Here is a 20,532-nt window from a genome sequence, read left to right as displayed (position 1 = left end):
TGCCGATGTTTATGCAAGCGTAGTGGGGAAGACGTTACCTTACAACTGGTCAGTTAGCCGTATTGCATCGCCAATATAATTCGCCGGTGTCAACGCTTTTAGCTGGGCTTTGGCATGGTCAGGCAGGTCAAGCTGGTCGATAAATTCAGCGATAGCATGTGCATTGACTTTCTTACCACGAGTCAGTTCTTTCAATTTTTCGTAAGGCTTTTCAATTCCGTATCGGCGCATGACCGTTTGGATCGGTTCGGCAAGAAGCTCCCAATTTGAGTCCAGCTCGTTGTCTAAGCTCGAAGCGTTAACTTCGAGTTTACTGATCCCCTTAAGCGTCGCATGATAGGCGATCAGAGAGTACCCCAAGCCTACGCCTAAGTTTCTCAGTACGGTAGAGTCGGTCAAATCACGTTGCCAGCGTGAGATAGGCAACTTAGCTGATAAATGGTTGAACAGCGCATTTGCCAGCCCAAGATTACCCTCTGAATTCTCAAAATCAATGGGGTTCACTTTGTGTGGCATCGTTGAGGAGCCAATCTCACCCGCAACGGTTTTCTGTTTAAAGTGTCCAAGGGCAATGTAACCCCAAATATCTCGGTCGAAATCGATCAATATCGTGTTGAAGCGTGCAATGGCGTCAAACAGTTCCGCAATGTAATCGTGCGGCTCTATCTGTGTTGTATAGGGATTCCACTGAATGCCCAATGAGGTCACAAATGCATTTGAGGCAGCATGCCAGTCTGTGTCGGGATAGGCCGAAAGGTGCGCGTTATAATTGCCGACTGCGCCATTAATTTTACCTAAAATCTCAACCTTGGCGATTTGTTCGCGCTGGCGCGCCAGACGCATCATGACATTCGCCATCTCTTTGCCCATGGTGGTTGGCGAAGCCGGTTGACCATGCGTTCGTGCCATCATCGGTACGGCTTTTAGCTCATTTGCAAGACGGCGAAGTTCGCCAATAATGGTGTCGAGCAAAGGCAACAGCACATCGTGACGTGCAGTGTTAAGCATCAAGGCATGTGAAAGGTTGTTGATGTCTTCTGATGTACACGCAAAGTGGATAAACTCACTGACCGCATTTAATTCTGGAATGTCGGCTACTTGCTCTTTTAGAAAATACTCGACCGCTTTCACATCGTGATTGGTGGTACGCTCAATCTGCTTGATGCGTTCGGCATGAGAAACGTCAAAGCTTTCTACTATGTGATCGAGATGCTGATTTGCTGACTCGCTGAAGGCTGGTACTTCCTTAACGTCATCCAATTGTGAAAGAAACTGTAACCAGCGCACTTCAACAACGACTCGGAACTTTAACAACCCATACTCGCTAAATAAGGACTGCAATGCGTCTGTTTTGCTGGCATAGCGCCCATCAATAGGCGAAATGGCGGTGAGTGATGATAACGTCACAAGGTTCTCCGAAGTTAGTTGATCAGTCTTAGCGCTTGAACAGCAGACGCTAGAATATGTTTACGTTTAAATAGAATATAGCGACGTTTGCCACCCATTTGTCGCCACATCACTGCGGCTCTCACGCCGGCCAATAGCAGAGCGCGCACTTTATGCTGGTTTGAGACTTTGTCCAAATGTTGTTGATGGCCAGCAATCTGTATTCGTGGTGCCAAGGGGCTTACTACATCACTGTATATGCTAGCCAGTGAGCTCATAATCTGCTGATTCTCAAAATCGACATGCGCTAATTGTCGCTGTACGTGGGAGATGCGTTCGCCGAGCTGGTTCATGGCTTTATCGTTGCGGCTTAACTTCCGTTCAAGACCTAAAACGCTGGCAATATAGCGTGTCACCTCAGCGTCTTTATTCCCGGGCTTATTGCCCAATTGCGCAACCAGTGTTTGAAATCCGATGGCCAGATTATCCAGCGAACCAAACACCTGCTGAGGATTTTCCGGGCTGGTAACCAAAATACTGGACAGGCTCGCTTCAAAGGCTTTGATGTCAACCTCACCTTTTCTTGCGATTTGCTGGACCAAAGCGGCGGCTTGACAAACGCCAGCCAATGCGAGTTGGTTTTCAATGTTGGGGGCTAACATATTAACGAATATAACTCTCAATAATGCCGCCACCAAGGCAGACTTCATGCTGATAAAATACCGCAGACTGACCGGGCGTGACGGCTTTTTGAGGTTCGTCGAACATCACCGTTACGCTCCCATCTTCCTGAGGCTCTAGTGTGGCCGGAATATCCTGCTGACGATAGCGTGTTTTCACCATCGCGCGAAGGGGTTCATTTAACGCTTCGCGATCAACCCAATGCAGTTGATTGGCGATCAGCCCTTTGGAAAAGAGACGAGGATGATCAGCGCCCTGACCGACGATAAGCGTATTGCCGGCTACGTCTTTATCGACAACATACCATGGGTCTTCGCTATGGTCTTTCAAGCCACCAATATGCAAACCTTTGCGTTGCCCCAAGGTGTGGTACATCAGACCTTGATGCTCTCCTAACGTTTCGCCTTCAGCACTGACGATAGGCCCCGGTTTAGCAGGTAAGTATTGACGTAGAAAATCTGTGAACTTGCGCTCGCCAATAAAGCAAATCCCAGTGCTATCTTTCTTGTCATGAGTAACAAGCTCCAGTTCTGCGGCAATTTCCCGTACACGCGGCTTATCGATTTCACCGACGGGAAACAGTGTTTTAGCCACATGCTCGTGGCTTAAGGTATACAGAAAATAGCTCTGATCTTTGTTGCCGTCTAAACCTCGCAGCAACTGAAATTTTCCCTCCCGTTCACGTCGGCGAACGTAGTGCCCGGTGGCAATATAATCTGCGCCTAAGTCTTCGGCGGCAAACTCCAAAAAGGCTTTGAACTTTATTTCCTTGTTGCACATGATATCCGGGTTAGGCGTGCGACCAGCGGCATACTCGGCAAGGAAATACTCAAATACGTTATCCCAATATTCGGCAGCAAAATTGATCGTATGCAGTTCAATGCCTAATTTATCTGCTACGGCTTGAGCATCAGCCAGGTCTTGGGCAGCCGCACAATATTCGTCGTTATCGTCCTCTTCCCAGTTCTTCATGAACACGCCTTCAACCTGATAGCCCTGCTGTTGTAGCAGATATGCAGAGACAGACGAATCAACGCCGCCGGACATTCCAACAATGACTTTTTGCATTGCTGGAGAAGGTTGATTTGAAGGGTTCTTTTCAGTCATGAAGTTCAATTTAACGGCCAATCTATCGGGGCTTTTTAAGGCGCGGGATTTTAGCAGAACTGACGAGGGATTTCCAAAGTTAACCGAGTGATATGCGCCGCCAGTCACCGCAATTCAATCCATCGATTGTCCAGCTACCAATCCGATAGCGGATTAAACGTAACGTAGGGTGACCAATGTGCGCTGTCATGCGCCGGACTTGGCGGTTGCGGCCTTCTGTTAACGTGATGGCCAGCCAGGTCGTAGGTATTGCTTTGCGCTCCCGTATCGGTGGGGTCCGTTCCCACACGATTTCAGGTTCGGGTATCACCTCTACTTTGGCAGGACGTGTCAGGCCATCTTTCAACTTCAGTCCGCTGGCAAAGTTTTCCAGTGCTTTAGGGTGCGGAATGCCCTCGACTTGCGCCCAGTAGGTTTTTGATGTTTTCTGTGTCGGGTCAGTGAGTGTGTGTTGCAGTGAGCCGTCGTTAGTCAATAACAACAACCCTTCGGAGTCGCGATCAAGGCGCCCCGCAGCGTAAACATTGGGTACATCGATGTAATCTTTGAGCGTTCTACGGCCCGAGTCATCCGTAAACTGGCAGAGAACATCAAACGGCTTGTTGAACAGCAGTACTTCTCTATTCGCCGTGTGGATTGGTTTCTTGGTCGCAAAGCGGCGACCCTGTCGGTGTTTCTGCATGCTGATCATTTCTTTTTGTGTGAGAGGCTAGTGGTGTATAGGCGCACCGTCAGCAACCCAGTCTACTCGATATTTCTTAGCGCTTGAATGCCTTTGCGACAATGGTATGACTTGTAACCTCGCAATTCGACCCTATACTAATGCCGTTTATGCCACTTGAAATCTAACCGGCGCACAGCGCCATGAGCATGAGGTTCAGAATGACGACATCGAAGTCAAAAATCATTTACACCAAAACCGATGAAGCACCGCTACTCGCGACCTATTCTCTTTTACCCATTATACAGGCGTTTGCGAAAACCGCCGACATTGAGGTTGAATTGAGCGATATTTCGCTGGCAGGGCGTATTTTGGCCGCCTTCTCAGATCGTTTGCCTGAAGATAAACAGGTAAAAGATGCGCTTCAGGAATTGGGTGAACTCACACAGAACCCCGATACAAACATTATCAAATTGCCTAATATCAGTGCATCGATACCGCAACTGAGAGCGGCTATTAAAGAGCTTCAGAGTAAAGGATATGATTTACCTGATTACCCGGAAGCGCCGCAAAATGATGAGCAGAAAGAGATAAAAGAGCGCTATAGCAAAATCTTGGGTAGCGCAGTGAATCCCGTTTTGCGTGAAGGTAACTCTGATCGCCGTGCGCCAACGGCAGTGAAAAACTATGCGAAGAAACACCCGCATTCGATGGGCGCATGGAGTCAGGCATCGCAGACCCACGTTGCGCATATGCGCGGCGGCGATTTCTACAGCCATGAAAAATCCATGACGATGGAAAAAGCTGGGCACGTTCGCATTGAGTTTGAAGATAAGCAAGGTAATAAAACCGTACTGAAACCAAAGGTTGATTTGCTGGAAGGTGAAGTTATCGATGGCATGTTCATGAGCAAAAAGGCGCTATGCGCTTTCTTTGAAGAACAGATTGAAGATGCGAAACAAACGGGCGTACTCTTCTCGCTGCACGTTAAAGCTACCATGATGAAGGTCTCGCACCCGATTGTATTTGGTCACTGTGTCAAAGTATTTTATAAAGATTTGTTTGATAAGTATGGCGAGCTATTCGATGAGTTAGGTGTTAACCCGAATAATGGTTTGGGAAGCGTATACGACAAAATCGCGAGTTTGCCAGAATCTAAGCGCTCAGAAATTCAGCACGACATCAATAAATGCTACGCGGACCGCCCTTTGATAGCGATGGTAAATAGCGACAAAGGCATTTCAAACCTGCACGTACCCAGCGATGTTATCGTTGATGCGTCAATGCCGGCGATGATCCGTAATTCGGGTCAAATGTGGGGGCCAGATGGAAAGCCCAAAGATACGAAAGCGGTTATTCCGGAAAGTACCTACGCGACCATTTATCAAGAAGTGATTAACTTCTGTAAAACCCATGGGGCTTTTGACCCAACCACAATGGGTTCGGTACCTAACGTTGGTTTAATGGCGCAAAAGGCGGAAGAGTACGGCTCACACGATAAAACCTTTGAAATGAAAGGTGATGGTAAAGTCAGCATCATCGATCAGGACAATAATGTGTTGATCCAACACGAGGTTGAAGAAGGCGATATCTGGCGTATGTGCCAAGCGAAAGACGAGCCTATTCGTGATTGGGTGAAGCTGGCTGTGCGTCGTGCGCGTCAAAGCGACACGCCTGCGGTATTCTGGCTGGACGATGAGCGTGCGCATGACGCTCAATTGATTAGCAAAGTGAACACCTACTTGAAGGAACTCGACACTGAGGGTCTGGACATTCAGATCATGTCTCCGGTTCGCGCGATCCGTTACAGCATGGAGCGCGCTATCCGTGGTTTGGACACAATCTCTGTGACCGGCAATGTTCTACGTGATTACCTGACAGATTTGTTCCCCATTCTTGAACTGGGAACCAGTGCAAAAATGCTCTCTATCGTACCGCTAATGGCGGGCGGTGGCTTGTTCGAAACAGGAGCTGGTGGGTCGGCGCCGAAACATGTTCAGCAGTTTGTTGAAGAAGGGCACTTACGCTGGGACTCACTCGGTGAGTTTTTAGCGCTAGCCGTTTCTCTGGAAGACTTAGCCATTAAGCAAGACAATGCGAACGCAAAGATATTGGCAAAAACGTTAGATAACGCAACTGAGCAGTTATTAAACAACGGAAAGTCACCGCTACGTCGCGCTGGCGAACTGGATAACCGTGGAAGTCATTTCTATCTAGCGATGTATTGGGCTGATGCACTTGCGAATCAAACCGAAAACGCTGAGATGGCGAAGCATTTCGCAACGTTGGCGCAAATGCTCAAAGAGAACGAGCAGGCTATTCTGGACGAAATCAATGCGACTCAAGGCAAAGAAACAGATATTGGCGGTTACTACATGCCAGATGAAGAGCTAGTGAGTAAGGCGATGTCGCCCAGTCAGCTGTTGCGTGACGCGTTAGCAACGGTGTAAACAAACGCGATTTAAGACCAATAAAAAGCCCAGCATAAGCTGGGCTTTTCAGTATCGGTGAGACTATCTCTCAGGATTTTCAGGTATATCAATATTCTCGGCATGAAGACCTTTCGGACCCTCCTGCACGTCGTAGGTTACCTCTTGTCCCGCTTTTAACGAACGATAACCTTCCATCTGAATGGTAGAATAATGGGCGAAAATATCGTCTCCACCATCTTCAGGTACAATGAAACCAAAACCCTTCGCGTTGTTAAACCACTTAACTTTGCCAACCGCCATACATCTACTTCCTCTTAATCCTTGAACTCGAACTTTTTAGCCCCCACAATGAGATAGGGAGAGGAATTGTGCGTCACTTCACAACACCACCCTCAAACTGTAGATATTTTAACCACGATATGTCAAGGCGAATATCAAATTCGTTATAAGAAATGCTTATTTTTTAACGATCCAATGGCTATTATGAGAGTATGAGTAAAGACAACACCATCAGCATCGACAAACAAAAGCACCTCGATGAAGTGCGCAAGAAAGCGCAGCCGCCGCCGATGTATAAGGTGATGCTGAACAATGACGACTACACACCAATGGATTTTGTCATCGAAGTGTTGCGCAAGTTTTTCAACATGGACGGCGAAAAAGCGAATCAGCTTATGTTAACGGTTCATTATCAGGGGCGCGCAGTGTGCGGCGTGTATACCGCTGAGATCGCGGAAACAAAAGTCATGCAAGTCAATCAGTACGCACGCAAACATCAACACCCACTCATGTGCTCTATGGAGCCAGCGTAGGTTGAAATTGGGGGAAGTATGTTAAATAAAGATTTAGAACAAACGCTCAATGCGGCGTTTGTGTTTGCTAGAGAGCATCGGCATGAATTTATGACGGTCGAACATCTCTTATTGGCATTGATGGACAACCCTGCAGCGCAAGAAGCGCTAAAAGCTTGTGGAGCCGACATTGATTTGATCCGCGGAGAGCTGACCGAATTTGTCAAAGACACAACACCTCTGATTTTGGAGGAGGAAGACTCTGACCGTGAAACGCAACCCACCCTGGGGTTCCAGCGAGTTCTCCAGCGCGCAGTGTTTCATGTACAATCTTCTGGCAAAGAGGAAGTCACTGGCGCGAATGTGCTGGTAGCTATCTTTAGTGAACAGGAATCACAAGCGGTTTACATCCTTAAAAAAGCCGATGTCACTCGTCTGGACGTTGTGAATTTTATCAGCCATGGTGTGAGCAAGCATGATGATGATGCGCCTGCGAGTGGAGAAACCGCCGAGGAAGGAGGGGACGCCGAGGCCTCTCAGTCTGCATTGGATAAGTTTACCACTGACCTGAATCAGTACGCCAAAGACGGCAAAATTGACCCATTGATTGGCCGAGACAGTGAGCTGGAACGTACCGTACAAATACTCTGTCGTCGACGCAAGAACAATCCTTTGTTGGTGGGCGAAGCGGGGGTCGGTAAAACGGCTATCGCAGAAGGGTTGGCATACCGTATCGTTAATAATCAGGTGCCTGAGGTTATCGCCGATAGCACGGTGTATTCGCTTGATCTCGGCGGCTTGCTGGCGGGTACCAAATATCGCGGTGATTTTGAGAAGCGGCTTAAGGCAATCTTGAAAGAATTAGGTGCCGATCCTAATGCTATTTTGTTCATTGATGAAATACATACCATCATTGGCGCGGGAGCGGCTTCGGGCGGTGTAATGGATGCCTCTAATTTGCTCAAACCTAAACTGAGCAGCGGTGAATTACGCTGCATCGGCTCGACCACCTATCAGGAATATCAGGGTATTTTTGAGAAAGATCGCGCACTTGCGCGTCGTTTCCAAAAAGTTGATGTGGTAGAGCCGAGTGTCAGCGATACGACAAAGATTTTAATGGGATTGAAGTCACGTTACGAAGCTCACCACAATGTCCGCTTTACCAACAAAGCGATTCAAGCGGCGTCAGAGCTGTCTGCGAAGTACATTAATGAGCGCCACTTACCGGATAAAGCCATCGACGTGATGGACGAGGCCGGTGCGAGCCAGCGCCTGCTGCCACAGTCTAAGCGGAAAAAGACTATCGGTGTGGGTGACATTGAGCACGTTATTGCAAAAATTGCACGAGTGCCGGAGAAATCTGTGTCAGCTACGGATAAGGAAGTGCTTAAAAATCTGGGCAGAAATTTGAAAATGGTGGTGTTTGGTCAGGATAAAGCGATTGAAACGCTGACCAATGCGATTCATTTATCGCGCTCGGGTTTAGGCAGTGAGAAGAAACCCATTGGTAGCTTTTTGTTCGCCGGGCCTACAGGCGTCGGTAAGACAGAAGTTACCCAACAGTTATCAAAGATAATGGGTGTCGAGTTAGTTCGGTTTGATATGTCAGAATACATGGAACGTCACTCGGTTAGTCGCTTGATTGGGGCGCCGCCGGGGTATGTTGGTTTCGATCAGGGTGGTTTGTTAACGGATGCCGTGATTAAAAATCCTTATTCTGTCGTGTTGTTGGATGAGCTTGAAAAGGCGCACTCTGATATCTACAACATCCTATTGCAGGTGATGGATCATGGTACATTGACAGACAACAATGGTCGCAAAGTCGATTTCCGTAATGTGGTGCTCGTGATGACAACCAACGCGGGTGTACAGGAGACTGTGCGCAAATCGATTGGATTCAAGCAACAGGATCACAGCACTGATGCACTGGGCGAAATCAACAAAATCTTCTCACCGGAGTTCAGAAACCGATTAGACAGCATTATCTGGTTCAATCATCTTGATGAGGAGATCATCTTGCAGGTAGTCGATAAGTTTATTATTGAACTGCAAGCCCAATTAGATGCGAAAGGGGTTTCTTTGGAAGTGACTAACAGTGCACGCTCGCATCTAGCCACACTAGGGTACGACAAATCCATGGGGGCAAGACCTATGGCGCGTGTGATCCAGGAAGAAATTAAGAAAGAATTGGCGAACGAGCTGCTGTTTGGCTCACTCAGTAGTGGTGGTAGTGTCAAAGTTGGCCTGAAAGGCGACAATTTCACATTTAAGTACACCGCACCAGAGAAGCGTAAGTCAGAGGCGTAAGCTATCGTGTAATAAAAAAAGCCCGGTCGTTACCGGGCTTTTTCTTGAGGTATTGTGATTAACGAGCGCGGTAGATAATACGACCTTTACTGAGGTCATACGGCGTCATTTCCACGGTAACTTTGTCACCAGTGAGAATTCGGATGTAGTTCTTACGCATTTTACCGGAAATGTGAGCCGTCACAACGTGACCGTTCTCAAGTTCTACGCGAAACATTGTATTTGGAAGGGTATCCAAAATTGTCCCTTCCATTTCAATACTGTCTTCTTTTGCCATGTAAAGCAATTACCTCAAAAAATTCCAAAAATTAGCCGCGCAGACTTTAATCAATCTACGCAGCAGTGTAAAGCGCTAGTCTGCTTTTTTTACCTGTAGATGCCATTTATTTTGATAAAACCGCTCGTGAGGGTAGTAATTTTGCTTATAACTCATCTTCGCGCAGGCATCGATCTGATAGCCCAGGTACACATATTGTCTGGCCGTGCGTTGCGCAAGCGCAATTTGTTCTAGAATCATATAGCTGCCAATGGACTGTTTTTCATAGGCCGGATCGAAAAACGTATACAACGCTGACAATGCTGAGGGAAATGCGTCCATCACGCACACGGCGACGAGTTTTTCGTTGTCCCATGCCTCCAAAAACAAAGCGTGATTCCAGCTACAGTGAATGAAATTGTCAAACTGTTGCGGCGAGGGTGGGTACATGCTGCCGTGACGATGGCGTTGTTCAATATAAAGCTCGTACAGTGGGTAGTAACTGGATCTTGTCCGTGTGCTCGTTTCCAGTCGTAACGCTGCATTCTTACGCTGCACGCGTTTTTGGCTACGTGATGGTGTAAAAGACTGTACCAATACACGCAAACTGTGACACGCGGAGCAGCTCTTACAATGCGGTCGGTAGATTTGTTCACCACTGCGCCTGAACCCCGCACGAAGCAGTTGTTCATACTGCGCATTGATGTGAGAGGTTTCGTCGACGTAGACCAGAAGTTGTTCTTTCTGGTCCGGCAGGTAACTGCAATCAAATGCTTGTGTGATACCAAACTTCATTGTGGACACCTTGCTGTTTCCTGCCTACTCACTGAGCGACCACGTGATGAAGTGTTTGTGCGTCCCACAATTCAGTTGGTAACTTTCGTTGACGACTAATGTGAAGGGCTCTAAGGAAGTCTTTACGGGCTATCGTTTTACAGCCTAACCGGCGTAAATGCGGGTTTTCTAACTGACAATCAATAAAGTCCAAGTCATACGATTGCATATGGCTAACAAGTGCCGAGAATGCAAGCTTGGAGGCGTTCGGGACGCGATGAAACATCGACTCTCCACAAAATACGCCACCCACGGCGACTCCATACAGACCGCCCACGAGTTCGCGTTGGTCCCACACTTCAATAGAGTGCGCTACACCAGCGTGGTGTAACTGAATGTAGGCATCGGTCATCTGGTCGGTGATCCAAGTGCCCGCCAGTTCGCCCGTTTCGCTGTTAGGTTGCACTCGTGGTACAGTCGCGCAAGCCAGAATGACGCGCTCAAACGCACGATTGATGCTAAAGGTGTATCGCTGCTGGCGCAGCAGTTTGAGCAGGCTACGAGAGCGATGAAATGAATCTAGCGGTAACACTGCTCGTGGGTCGGGGCACCACCATAATAGGGGTTCGCCGGGGTTGAACCACGGAAAAATACCTTGCTGATAAGCGCTGACCAAACGCCCCATGCTCAGGTCACCACCGAACGCTATCAGGCCATTTGGTTCTGCTAGCGATTGTTCGGCAGAAGGGAAGTGATAACTATTGTCCAGCTGATACAACTGGATCATACATTGAAGACCCCAGAAAGAGGCCTTGAATGACTAACGTGGCTACTCAATCGCATCCAGAAATTTTTCAGCATCAAGTGCAGCCATACACCCTGTGCCTGCCGATGTGATGGCTTGGCGGTACACGTGATCGGACACATCGCCAGCGGCGAAAACACCTTCGACGCTGGTTTGCGTCGCGTTGCCTTGCAATCCGCTATTCACCACAATATAGCCATCTTTCATCTCGAGTTGCCCCTCAAAGATGCCGGTATTTGGACTGTGCCCGATAGCGATAAAGAGCCCCATAATATCAACATTTTCGGTGGCATCAGATTGCGTATCTTTAATCTTAATGCCAGTGACTCCCATGTCATCGCCCATCACTTCATCAAGCGTTCGATTGAGGTGCAATACGACGTTGCCATTCTTGGCTTTTTCAAATAGACGATCGGCTAAAATCTTTTCGCTGCGAAAGGAGTCACGTCGATGGATAACATGCACTTCTGAAGCAATGTTTGATAAGTACAACGCTTCCTCAACCGCTGTGTTACCGCCGCCAACGACAGCGACTTTTTGGTTCTTGTAAAAGAACCCGTCACAGGTTGCACAGGCGGAAACCCCTTTACCCATAAACGCTTGCTCTGACGGTAAGCCAAGATAGCGCGCAGAAGCACCTGTCGCGATGATTAATGCATCACAGGTGTAGACCCCATTATCGCCCTCCAGCGTGTAAGGCCGTTTGCTGAGATCCGTTTTATTGATGTGATCAAAAATAATTTCGGTATCAAATTTTTCGGCGTGCTTTTGCATTCTTACCATCAGATCTGGGCCGGTAAGTCCATCTGGGTCACCGGGCCAATTCTCGACGTCAGTGGTTGTGGTAAGTTGGCCACCTTGTTGAATACCCGTCAGTAACACTGGGTTCAAGTTTGCACGAGCTGCATAAACTGCCGCTGCGTAGCCTGCTGGTCCGCTACCTAAGATAAGCAGGCGAACATGTCGAGTGTCTTTTTTAGACATGTGGAAACTCCGTTATGATCGGAAAACCCTTTCCGAAAAAAATAATTGCGTTGTATGTTGGGGGTAAATTGTCAGGTTTCAACTCTAAATGTTGAGTTGTTGTCAGTACGCACGTGTCGTTCATTCTGATCAGCCCAATAGCGTGTTATTCCGGTGTCACACTGTGTGTAACTGGGTTAAACCCAGAAGCGTCGTCAGGCAACTGCTTGCTGCAGGATACCAAAACCGAACGTATTTCTGGTAGTTGATTTTGAACACGTTTAAACGATGCGTTTGAAACATAGATGCCTGCGTGGGCATTTGCAACGACATCCATGCGATAAGGTGTCAGCAAATCGGTTGATTTAAGTGCATCCAATAGAATCGGTGCAGCATCAATAAAGCTATCAATCCGGGCTAAGTTAAATGAACCCATCAGCTGTTCAGTGCCTTTCAGGTACACGAATTTTACATCAGCATTGTCTGTGATGAACTGCGCAGTATCCGCGTCGCCGCGTTTCAATCCTACTGATTTTAGTGACGACAGCCTAGTGTTGCTAACTTTGACGATATCGTACCCGAACTGATGCCCCATATACGTTGCTATTTGATCGCGCGGATGTGAACGCGACATATTCAGCGCGATATCAACCTGATGGGCTTTAAGCGATCTCGCCAGCCGCTCGAAATTAGGCATTTCAATCAGCTCAAACTGATCGAAATGATTGAGAAAACATTGATTGAGCGGGGCTAAACTACCTTGAAGCGTCTTGTTACTATCTGTGAAGAAGACTGCACTGGGAACATAGCCAATCGCCCAACGGTCATCTGAGGCTGCAGCATTTATCGCAGAGCACGTCATGCTACCGCAAAGCCATATTAAGATTAATCCAACTTGCCGCATCTACTCACACTATTGAAAAATGAACCCAAAAAATTCGCTACTGCGCCACTGCTGACCGTGACACTGAAGTTGAAACGAGTGTCACGCGCATTTGACATGCCATTGCGTCACCGAGCGTAACAAAGAGACAACAGACTGTCGTGTTTATTTTACCGCGCGAGACCGTGAAAAAGACAGTGGTTTTGTCGGGTGCACTTGTCAATGGGTTCATAACGATCTTGAGGTTCTGTTCCACAACAGAAAAATGTTTAATAGAACAAATCGATATACTCTTCTTATCCGTAGTTAGTTATAGTTACCGATTCCAAACTTTCTATCGCGGAGGCAAAGCGCCTGCAATGTCACTTTCAGTAGTCACCATGCTCAAGGATGGTCAGCATTACATGGATACATGGCCGATGCAGAAATCGCTATATGCGCTTTTCCCTGAATGTCGTGTGATAACAGCGACCCGATTAGTTATCAAAGTGGCCCCACCTTTGGCCATTTTGTGTGCCGCCATGATGATAAATCAATTTGGTATGACTAATTTGCCTCAAACCATTGCCACTGCTGCGTTCTTCTTAAGCTTGCCTATTCAAGGTCTGCTTTGGCTGGGGCATCGCGCCAATCAGCCGTTACCACCGGCACTGAAAGTCTGGTATGTCGAGATCCATGCGAAAATGCGCAGTGAAGGCTGCTCATTACAAGGGCTGAAGCAGAAGCCGCGTTATAAAGAATTGGCACACATGCTCAAGACGGCGTTTGATGAGCTCGACCGCGTATTTACCAAAACGTGGTTCTAAAGCCGCTTAGAGACAAGCCCTGCGTAGCGCTCGCAACACCTTAGAGGGTTTGACTTAGTGTAGCGTGACATCGTTTGCAGCGATACTGTTGCTGCCCGCGAACGACTTTATTGTGACGCCGAACGCTTAGCTCAACCTGCCCACAATCACATTTATAGGTAAACACGCGTGAAGTGACCGCATCGCTGTGCATGGTGTGAGTGACCTGCGGTTTACAGTCGAACGTATCACGCATCATTGATTGCCACTCCAGCCCGTGCGGCTTAACCCGCCCAAAAATCTGATAAACCACGATATGAGCAACCTCATGCGGGATCACCTGTGATAAGTATTCATCGACATTGTCATGTAAGTACAGCGGATTAAAGTTGATATGATTTCTGTTGAGATGAGCCGTTCCGGCATTACGACCTGCGCGACGAAAGCCAATGCTTGGGCAAGTTAATTTGCGTCCGGTGCGGCGCTGAGCATGCTCGACTAACTGAGCAACACGGTGCTCAATGCGCTGGATAAGGTGAGTCGACAAGGTTGTTTTCAAGTTAACGCAAAAAACGCTCAAGCCGATGTAGGGCTTGAGCGCTTTAATTTATGGTTTACAAGCCTCAGTCAATCTCGCAAGCGACACACATGGCATAAACGCCTCGCGGGTCATTGAGCTGAGCAATGCTGTCAAACTGTGAGACTACCTGTTTAAACAAACCAGCTGCGTAGCTTTCCGATGCACCGATGCCTGAGCCTGCTGCCCAGACCGACGCTTGACCAAAAAACTCTTTCCAGAAGCGTTCTTTAGGCGACAACTCACGTTCAATGTCGCGCGCCTCATAATCATCTAAGTCTGCCAATTCGGCCGCGACGGCGACTGCACGATCCAAATCGCCGAGTTCATCCACTAAACCTAAATCTAACGCAGTCTCTCCAATCCATACACGGCCTTGGGCAATCTCATTGACGCGGGCAACGTTCAAAGCGCGTTCGTCAGCAACCAGGTTGATAAATTGGTCATAAGAATGCTCAATACTGGTTTGAATGATTTGCGCAACGCGCGGGTCGAGCGCACGGGCAGGGGAAATGCCTGCCAATTCAGTTGTGCCTACACCATCGGTATAAACGCCGAGGTATTTCAATGTATTTTCATAGCTCATGAACATACCAAATACGCCGATTGACCCAGTGATGGTGCTGGGTGATGCAATTATTCTGTCAGCACTGGCCGAAATCCAGTAGCCGCCGCTGGCAGCGTAGGTACCCATTTTAGCAACAACGGGCTTTCCGGACTGCTTTAACAATTCAACTTCGTTGCGTATGACCTCTGACGCAAAGGCACTACCTCCCGGCGAGTCAACGTGTAGTACCACTGCTTTTACATTTTCGTCCAGACGTGCTTGACGCAGCAATCGCGCGGTTGAGTCACCACCAATGGTACCGGCTTTTTGATTGCCGTTTAAAATCACGCCTTTGGCAACCACGATACCGACTGCGTTCTCTGCACTAGAAGGTATAGCAAGCGGAGGATTGATCACGCTAAGGTAGCTATCATAAGAAATGGCATTGAAGCCTTTTTTGTCGTCGTCTTCGCCAACAAGTTCAATCATTTCAGTACGGATTTGCTCACGGGTTTTGAGTTGATCAACCCAGCCATTTTCTAAGGCGTAGCGAGCAAAATCACCGTCGACGGCCTGCATCTTCTCAACTAACACATCTAGCGCTTCGTCAAAATTAGACGCATCTATATCACGGGCTCTAGCGACGTCAGCCTTGTATTGGTCCCAATAAACGTCTAACCATGCTGAATTTGCCTGTTTTGCTGCGTCAGACATATCATTGCGAATATAGGGTTCAACGGCAGATTTAAATGTACCGACGCGGAAGATATGTGTGGTTAACTTCAGTTTTTCCAGCGCCTCTTTAAAATACGTACGATAACGACCATAGCCTTCCAATAACATGCCACCCATGGGGTGTAGGTAGACATGGTCAGCGTGTGCGGCGACGTAATACTGGTCTTGCGAATAATAATCGCCAATCGCAAACACCGGCTTTCCCGATTGCTTAAAGTCAATCACGGCTTCTGAAACCGTGCGCAGTTTATCCAAACCGCCACCCATTAAACCTTGCACATCGAGAATGAGTAATTTGATACGGTTATCTTCTTTGGCATTCTCAATCGCCATAACCACATCGCTAACGAGTACTTCCGGATTTTCCGGCTCTTGTTCAAATGCCTCGTCCACAAAGGATTGAAAAGGATCGACAGCGGTTTTCTCAATCACCAGCTGGCCTTTCAGATTCAGAACGAGGGCACTATCTTGAGGCACGATAACTTTGCCGTCATCGCCGCTGGAGACAGCGATCACAATGCCAACGATCAACAAGATAAAAATGAGATTAAACACCAGCTTGCGACTGAAGTTCAATACGCTCCAAATGCCAGTGAAAAATGATTTTGTCCAACTACCGCCTGATGCCATCGATGCAATCCTATTTGGTTTCTCGTTTTATATAGTACTGACTCGCGAATGGATCGCGAAAATTTAAATGTAATTAAATATGACAGACCCTTTGCAAGCTCACATTGTGTCACTCATTGCTTGCGCTATGAAACTGTCTATTCGTTCAGCCATTGCTTGATCACCGCAGCAATAGCCGCATGGTCGCTGTGTGAGAGGGCAAGCAACGTATTTGCGGTACGCTTAGAATGCCTGACACGACCTTGTTTCTGCTGATGAAGGCGGCTAAACGGAGAATGAGACACAACACGCTGTTGATTTTTTTGCATGCGAAATGAAAGAAAAACCGCGCTGACAAGCTCTTATCTCCTAGTATACCGTTAAACTACATCAAGGTAAGCCCATGTTGATATCACTGTACCAAACGACATTCACGAAACTACGTCTGTTTGAGGGCATCGCGCCATTATTGATGCGCCTTTACTTAGCGCCAGTGATGCTTCAAGCCGGTTGGAACAAAGTCACCAACTTTGACAGTATCGTGACCTGGTTTGGTAATGCTGAGTGGGGCTTAGGTTTACCATTTCCCACTGTAATGGCTGGTTTAGCGACCGGTACAGAATTAATCGGCGGTGCGCTTTTATTAGCAGGGTTGTTGACTCGCCTGATTTCAATACCGTTAATGATCACAATGCTGGTTGCTGCTTTATCAGTACATTGGGAGAATGGCTGGCTAGCCATTGCGGACTCGTCGAGCTGGTTGGCAAACGGTACATTGTTTTATAACCCATCCGTTGTTGAGGCCGCTGAGAAACTCGACGCTGCAAAGTCGATTTTACAGCAGCACGGTAACTACGAGTGGCTTACGAGTAGCGGTAATTTTGTGATCCTTAACAACGGTGTTGAGTTTGCAATAACGTATTTCATTATGTTGCTCGCGCTGCTGTTCATTGGGGGAGGCCGTTTTGTAAGCCTCGACTATTGGCTTAAAAAGTGGATTAACTAGGGCCTAGCCTAGATCAACACACGCTGGTTTCAATACGCCTTGTTACTTGCTAATCTACTGTCATGAATGCATTAGAATTATTATTGGGTCGTCAATCGCAACCGCGGTTGCAAAGCCCAGCGCCCAGTGGCAAACAACTGGACAACATTAAGCAAGCAGCGCTGCGTGCTCCGGATCATGCTGCTCTGACACCGTGGCAATTTATTATTGCTGAGGGGGATGGCTTAAGTCGACTAGGCGAGATTTTCGTAAAATCTGCCAAGCATCAACAGTTAGACGATTCTGCTGTTGCCAGAGCGGCCGAAATGCCTCATCGAGCGCCGATGATCATTATTGCCGCGACCAAGTATACCCAACACGATAAAGTCCCGTGGATAGAGCAGGTCGAATCCGCAGCTTGTGCTGTTCATGCGATGCAAATGGCTGCCTTTGCGCAGGGGTTTGGGGGTGTTTGGCGTACAGGCCCCTACGCACAGTGTGAAGTGGTGAAGTCCGAATTAGGTATTGCTAACGAAGACGAGTTAGTCGGTTTCCTTTACTTGGGAAGTACACCACTGGCACCGCGAGATAGACCTGCAAAACGTGCGGCAGATTATTTCAGGCAGTTGGGTTCATAAATTACGCATTAATTTAATTCACCTGCACTATCTTCAGCGCGTTGGTAGCACCAACCGTTTCCATCTCATCGCCGTACGTCATCACAAACTGGTCACCCGTTTTCACCAGACCATGCGATTTCAATACATTAATGACATCTTGTTTTAATTCACCAGGCGCGCTGTTCCGTGAGTCAAACAATATCGGTTGAACACCGCGATACAGCGCCATTGTGTTAAGTGAGTCGACGTGCCGAGAAAGCGCTATGATGGGCAGCGACGTGGTGATCCGCGACATCAGCTTGGTGGTATTACCGCTTTCCGTCAAGCCCACGATGGCTTTAATATCAGGTAGGTGATTGGCGGCATACACAGCCGACATCGCCGTTGTTTCACTGACAGAAGTAAAAAATTCGTCAAGTCGGTGTTTGGATATTTTAACACTGGGGTGGGTTTCAGCGCCTTCACACACGCGTGCCATAGCCTGTACCGTTTCAACGGGGAAATTACCCGCTGCTGTTTCAGCCGAAAGCATAACAGCGTCTGTTCCATCCAATACAGCATTGGCAACGTCCATCACTTCTGCGCGAGTCGGCATTGGACTGTCAATCATCGACTCCATCATTTGGGTTGCAGTAATAACCACTTTATTGAGTTGGCGGGAGCGGGCGATCAGCTTCTTCTGCACACCAACCAATTCTGCATCGCCAATCTCTACACCGAGGTCTCCACGCGCCACCATAACCGCATCAGATGCGCTGATAATGTCGTCCATGGCTTCGTCACTCTCAACCGTCTCAGCCCGCTCTACTTTGGCACAAATCTTTGCGTTACTGCCTGCCTGCTGAGCAAGTTCTCGTGCATAATTTAAATCTGCGCTGCTACGGGGAAAAGACACTGCTAAATACTCGACACCAATCTTTGCGGCTGTCTTAATATCTTCCTTGTCCTTTGCTGTGAGCGCTTCAGCAGACAAGCCTCCTCCCTGACGATTGATACCTTTGTTATTGGAAAGTTTACCACCAACCGTTACTGTGGTGATGATTTTACGCCCTTCGACGCGTTCGACTTTGAGTTGAATACGCCCATCATCAAGCAACAATATATCGTCAGCACCCACATCATCGGGTAACGCTTTATAGTCAATGCCAACAGACGCCTGAGACCCGGCGTCTTTATCCAGCTCGGCGTCTAATACGAAGGCGTCGCCTTGCGCTAATTTAATCGCACCATCTTTAAAGCGCGAAACGCGAATTTTAGGCCCTTGCAAATCACCTAGAATTGCCACATAGATGCCAAGTTTTTTGGCGGCGGCTCTGACTTTATTGGCTCGAGCAATATGATCTTCCGGGTTGCCGTGGCTAAAGTTCATTCGGACTACATTTGCACCAGCGCGCAAAATGGCTTCAATACGTTCAGGCGTATCCGTTGCTGGACCTAGGGTTGCCAGGATTTTGGTTCTTCTCGTCATAACGCTAGCTGCCTTTATCGTCGAATCTAATGAAAGGAAATGAAATTATGAAATACTATTACGTAATTTTATTACATTTATACTAGTCTAGCTGAGATGGTTTTGGCAACTTATTCAACAAATAAGTTGCCGGCTGGCGTTGATCAGTTTTCTCGTTTGTCGTAGCGAGAGCTACGCAGTGTGTCTTTGACACGTTTCAGGTTTTCTCTGAACTTGTTGCCTCTGCGCAAGGTAAAGCCCGTTGCAAGGATATCAATCAGCGTGAGTTGAGCAATGCGTGACGCCATCGGCATATACATGTCTGTGTCTTCAGGGACTTCCAGCGACAACACATAATTACATTCTTTTGCCAGTGGGCTATCGGCCGACGTAATACCAACCACCGTCGCATCGTTACCCCGTGCAATGGCGGCAATTTCGACCAGGCTTTTAGTTCGTCCCGTGTGGGAGATAAGCACCACCACATCATCTTCAGTGCAATTCATACAACTCATACGTTGCATCACAACGTCTTCGAAATACACGACCGGCACATTGAAACGGAAAAATTTATTCAGCGCATCATGTGCAACGGACGCCGATGCACCCAACCCAAAAAACGAGATTTTTTGTGCCTGTGTAAGTAGGTCAACAACACGATTTATGGTTTGAATGTCGACCGATTGACGAGCGACTTCCAGCGACGCCATGGTGGATTCAAAAATCTTATTGGTGTATTCGGCCGGACCATCATTCTCGTCCACATGCCGATTGACGTAGGGAGTGCCGTTCGCAAGGCTTTGCGCAAGGTGCAATTTAAAATCGGGGAATCCCTTGGTATCTAAGCGTCGGCAGAATCGGTTGACCGTCGGCTCACTGACATCTGACATCTTTGCCAATGTTGCAATACTGCTGTGTATCGCCGTTTGCGGGTTCGCCAAAATAACTTCGGCGACTTTGCGTTCAGACTTGCTAAAAGAACTCTTGTGCTCGTTTATTTTCTCAAGAATATTCATGGTGGTCGCTTGTTATTACTATAATAAAAAGGATGCGATGCTGTCATAGTCTATCATTTGAGGTTAAAAAAAAACGAAAACCTGTAATTTTTTGACAGCAGTGATCAAAATGAGGGTCGGAACAGGGTAAGATTGGCGCAAATCTAACAACAATTACCGCCTTTA

Annotated in this window: 21 protein-coding genes; 6 read left to right on the top strand and 15 right to left on the bottom strand. The window is 47.7% G+C overall.

The window, feature by feature from the left end; translation table 11 throughout:
- Positions 1 to 39 precede the first annotated feature (39 nt).
- The 4 genes from purB to KIU71_RS09165 all read right to left on the bottom strand — a co-directional run bounded on the left by purB (position 40) and on the right by KIU71_RS09165 (position 3,856).
- Entirely contained in the window at positions 40 to 1,407 is a 1,368-nt protein-coding gene (purB, locus tag KIU71_RS09180) for an adenylosuccinate lyase (protein ID WP_214130959.1), read from the bottom strand.
- Positions 1,408 to 1,421: 14 nt separating this feature from the next.
- Positions 1,422 to 2,048: a high frequency lysogenization protein HflD gene (hflD, locus tag KIU71_RS09175; RefSeq protein WP_214130958.1), complete on the bottom strand. Its 627-nt coding sequence runs from the start codon at positions 2,046 to 2,048 to the stop codon at positions 1,422 to 1,424.
- Position 2,049: 1 nt separating this feature from the next.
- Positions 2,050 to 3,174, bottom strand: coding sequence for a tRNA 2-thiouridine(34) synthase MnmA (gene mnmA / locus KIU71_RS09170; RefSeq protein WP_214130957.1), 1,125 nt, complete (start codon positions 3,172 to 3,174; stop codon positions 2,050 to 2,052).
- Positions 3,175 to 3,253: 79 nt separating this feature from the next.
- A complete protein-coding gene (locus KIU71_RS09165) occupies positions 3,254 to 3,856 on the bottom strand; it encodes a pseudouridine synthase (protein ID WP_250207390.1) in 603 nt (200 codons plus the stop codon).
- Positions 3,857 to 4,056: 200 nt separating this feature from the next.
- Here KIU71_RS09165 and KIU71_RS09160 point away from each other — a divergent pair, with 200 nt between their 5' ends.
- Positions 4,057 to 6,285 (top strand): NADP-dependent isocitrate dehydrogenase, encoded by a 2,229-nt coding sequence (locus KIU71_RS09160; protein WP_214130955.1) that lies wholly within the window; start codon positions 4,057 to 4,059, stop codon positions 6,283 to 6,285.
- Between the two features lie 63 nt (positions 6,286 to 6,348).
- Here KIU71_RS09160 and cspD read toward each other — a convergent pair whose 3' ends face one another.
- Positions 6,349 to 6,567, bottom strand: coding sequence for a cold shock domain-containing protein CspD (gene cspD, locus KIU71_RS09155; RefSeq protein WP_214130954.1), 219 nt, complete (start codon positions 6,565 to 6,567; stop codon positions 6,349 to 6,351).
- Positions 6,568 to 6,758: 191 nt separating this feature from the next.
- On the opposite strand from cspD, the gene clpS reads away from it, so the two are divergent.
- Both clpS and clpA read left to right on the top strand, forming a co-directional pair.
- Entirely contained in the window at positions 6,759 to 7,079 is a 321-nt protein-coding gene (gene clpS / locus KIU71_RS09150) for an ATP-dependent Clp protease adapter ClpS (RefSeq protein ID WP_214130953.1), read from the top strand.
- An 18-nt stretch (positions 7,080 to 7,097) separates the two neighbouring features.
- Positions 7,098 to 9,365: an ATP-dependent Clp protease ATP-binding subunit ClpA gene (gene clpA, locus KIU71_RS09145; protein WP_214130952.1), complete on the top strand. Its 2,268-nt coding sequence runs from the start codon at positions 7,098 to 7,100 to the stop codon at positions 9,363 to 9,365.
- A gap of 58 nt (positions 9,366 to 9,423) precedes the next feature.
- On the opposite strand, the gene infA is transcribed toward clpA, so the two are convergent.
- The 5 genes from infA to KIU71_RS09120 form a co-directional block, all read right to left on the bottom strand.
- Positions 9,424 to 9,642, bottom strand: a complete 219-nt coding sequence (gene infA / locus KIU71_RS09140; protein ID WP_214130951.1) for a translation initiation factor IF-1 — start codon at positions 9,640 to 9,642, stop codon at positions 9,424 to 9,426.
- A gap of 75 nt (positions 9,643 to 9,717) precedes the next feature.
- Positions 9,718 to 10,416, bottom strand: a complete 699-nt coding sequence (locus KIU71_RS09135) for an arginyltransferase (RefSeq protein ID WP_214130950.1) — start codon at positions 10,414 to 10,416, stop codon at positions 9,718 to 9,720.
- A 28-nt stretch (positions 10,417 to 10,444) separates the two neighbouring features.
- The gene (aat, locus tag KIU71_RS09130; protein ID WP_214130949.1) at positions 10,445 to 11,182 is read right to left on the bottom strand and encodes a leucyl/phenylalanyl-tRNA--protein transferase; all 738 of its coding nucleotides are present in this window, start codon (positions 11,180 to 11,182) and stop codon (positions 10,445 to 10,447) included.
- A gap of 42 nt (positions 11,183 to 11,224) precedes the next feature.
- A complete protein-coding gene (gene trxB / locus KIU71_RS09125; protein WP_214130948.1) occupies positions 11,225 to 12,184 on the bottom strand; it encodes a thioredoxin-disulfide reductase in 960 nt (319 codons plus the stop codon).
- A 145-nt stretch (positions 12,185 to 12,329) separates the two neighbouring features.
- Complete coding sequence (locus tag KIU71_RS09120; RefSeq protein WP_214130947.1) at positions 12,330 to 13,025, bottom strand: hypothetical protein; 696 nt, start codon at positions 13,023 to 13,025, stop codon at positions 12,330 to 12,332.
- Between the two features lie 380 nt (positions 13,026 to 13,405).
- Here KIU71_RS09120 and yfbV point away from each other — a divergent pair, with 380 nt between their 5' ends.
- Positions 13,406 to 13,852 carry a terminus macrodomain insulation protein YfbV gene (gene yfbV / locus KIU71_RS09115; RefSeq protein WP_214130946.1) on the top strand — a complete coding sequence of 149 codons (447 nt, stop codon included), beginning with the start codon at positions 13,406 to 13,408 and terminating at the stop codon, positions 13,850 to 13,852.
- 40 nt (positions 13,853 to 13,892) lie between these two features.
- Here yfbV and KIU71_RS09110 read toward each other — a convergent pair whose 3' ends face one another.
- The 3 genes from KIU71_RS09110 to KIU71_RS09100 form a co-directional block, all read right to left on the bottom strand.
- A complete protein-coding gene (locus tag KIU71_RS09110) occupies positions 13,893 to 14,390 on the bottom strand; it encodes a SprT family zinc-dependent metalloprotease (protein ID WP_250207389.1) in 498 nt (165 codons plus the stop codon).
- Between the two features lie 64 nt (positions 14,391 to 14,454).
- Positions 14,455 to 16,320, bottom strand: a complete 1,866-nt coding sequence (sppA, locus tag KIU71_RS09105) for a signal peptide peptidase SppA (protein WP_214130945.1) — start codon at positions 16,318 to 16,320, stop codon at positions 14,455 to 14,457.
- Positions 16,321 to 16,457: 137 nt separating this feature from the next.
- Positions 16,458 to 16,628 (bottom strand): hypothetical protein, encoded by a 171-nt coding sequence (locus KIU71_RS09100; protein ID WP_214130944.1) that lies wholly within the window; start codon positions 16,626 to 16,628, stop codon positions 16,458 to 16,460.
- Between the two features lie 74 nt (positions 16,629 to 16,702).
- Here KIU71_RS09100 and KIU71_RS09095 point away from each other — a divergent pair, with 74 nt between their 5' ends.
- Entirely contained in the window at positions 16,703 to 17,305 is a 603-nt protein-coding gene (locus KIU71_RS09095) for an HvfX family Cu-binding RiPP maturation protein (protein WP_214130943.1), read from the top strand.
- 62 nt (positions 17,306 to 17,367) lie between these two features.
- A complete protein-coding gene (locus KIU71_RS09090; protein WP_214130942.1) occupies positions 17,368 to 17,922 on the top strand; it encodes an NAD(P)H nitroreductase in 555 nt (184 codons plus the stop codon).
- A 13-nt stretch (positions 17,923 to 17,935) separates the two neighbouring features.
- Here KIU71_RS09090 and pyk read toward each other — a convergent pair whose 3' ends face one another.
- Both pyk and KIU71_RS09080 read right to left on the bottom strand, forming a co-directional pair.
- On the bottom strand, positions 17,936 to 19,372 hold the full coding sequence (pyk, locus tag KIU71_RS09085) for a pyruvate kinase (RefSeq protein ID WP_214130941.1): 1,437 nt from the start codon (positions 19,370 to 19,372) through the stop codon (positions 17,936 to 17,938).
- A 143-nt stretch (positions 19,373 to 19,515) separates the two neighbouring features.
- Complete coding sequence (locus KIU71_RS09080; protein WP_214130940.1) at positions 19,516 to 20,367, bottom strand: MurR/RpiR family transcriptional regulator; 852 nt, start codon at positions 20,365 to 20,367, stop codon at positions 19,516 to 19,518.
- Positions 20,368 to 20,532 lie beyond the last annotated feature (165 nt).

This window comes from Alteromonas oceanisediminis, from assembly GCF_018474025.1.
GTDB lineage: Bacteria > Pseudomonadota > Gammaproteobacteria > Enterobacterales > Alteromonadaceae > Alteromonas_E > Alteromonas_E oceanisediminis.
Note: the sequence above shows the minus strand (reverse complement) of the source record. Positions and strands in the feature narration are given on the sequence as shown.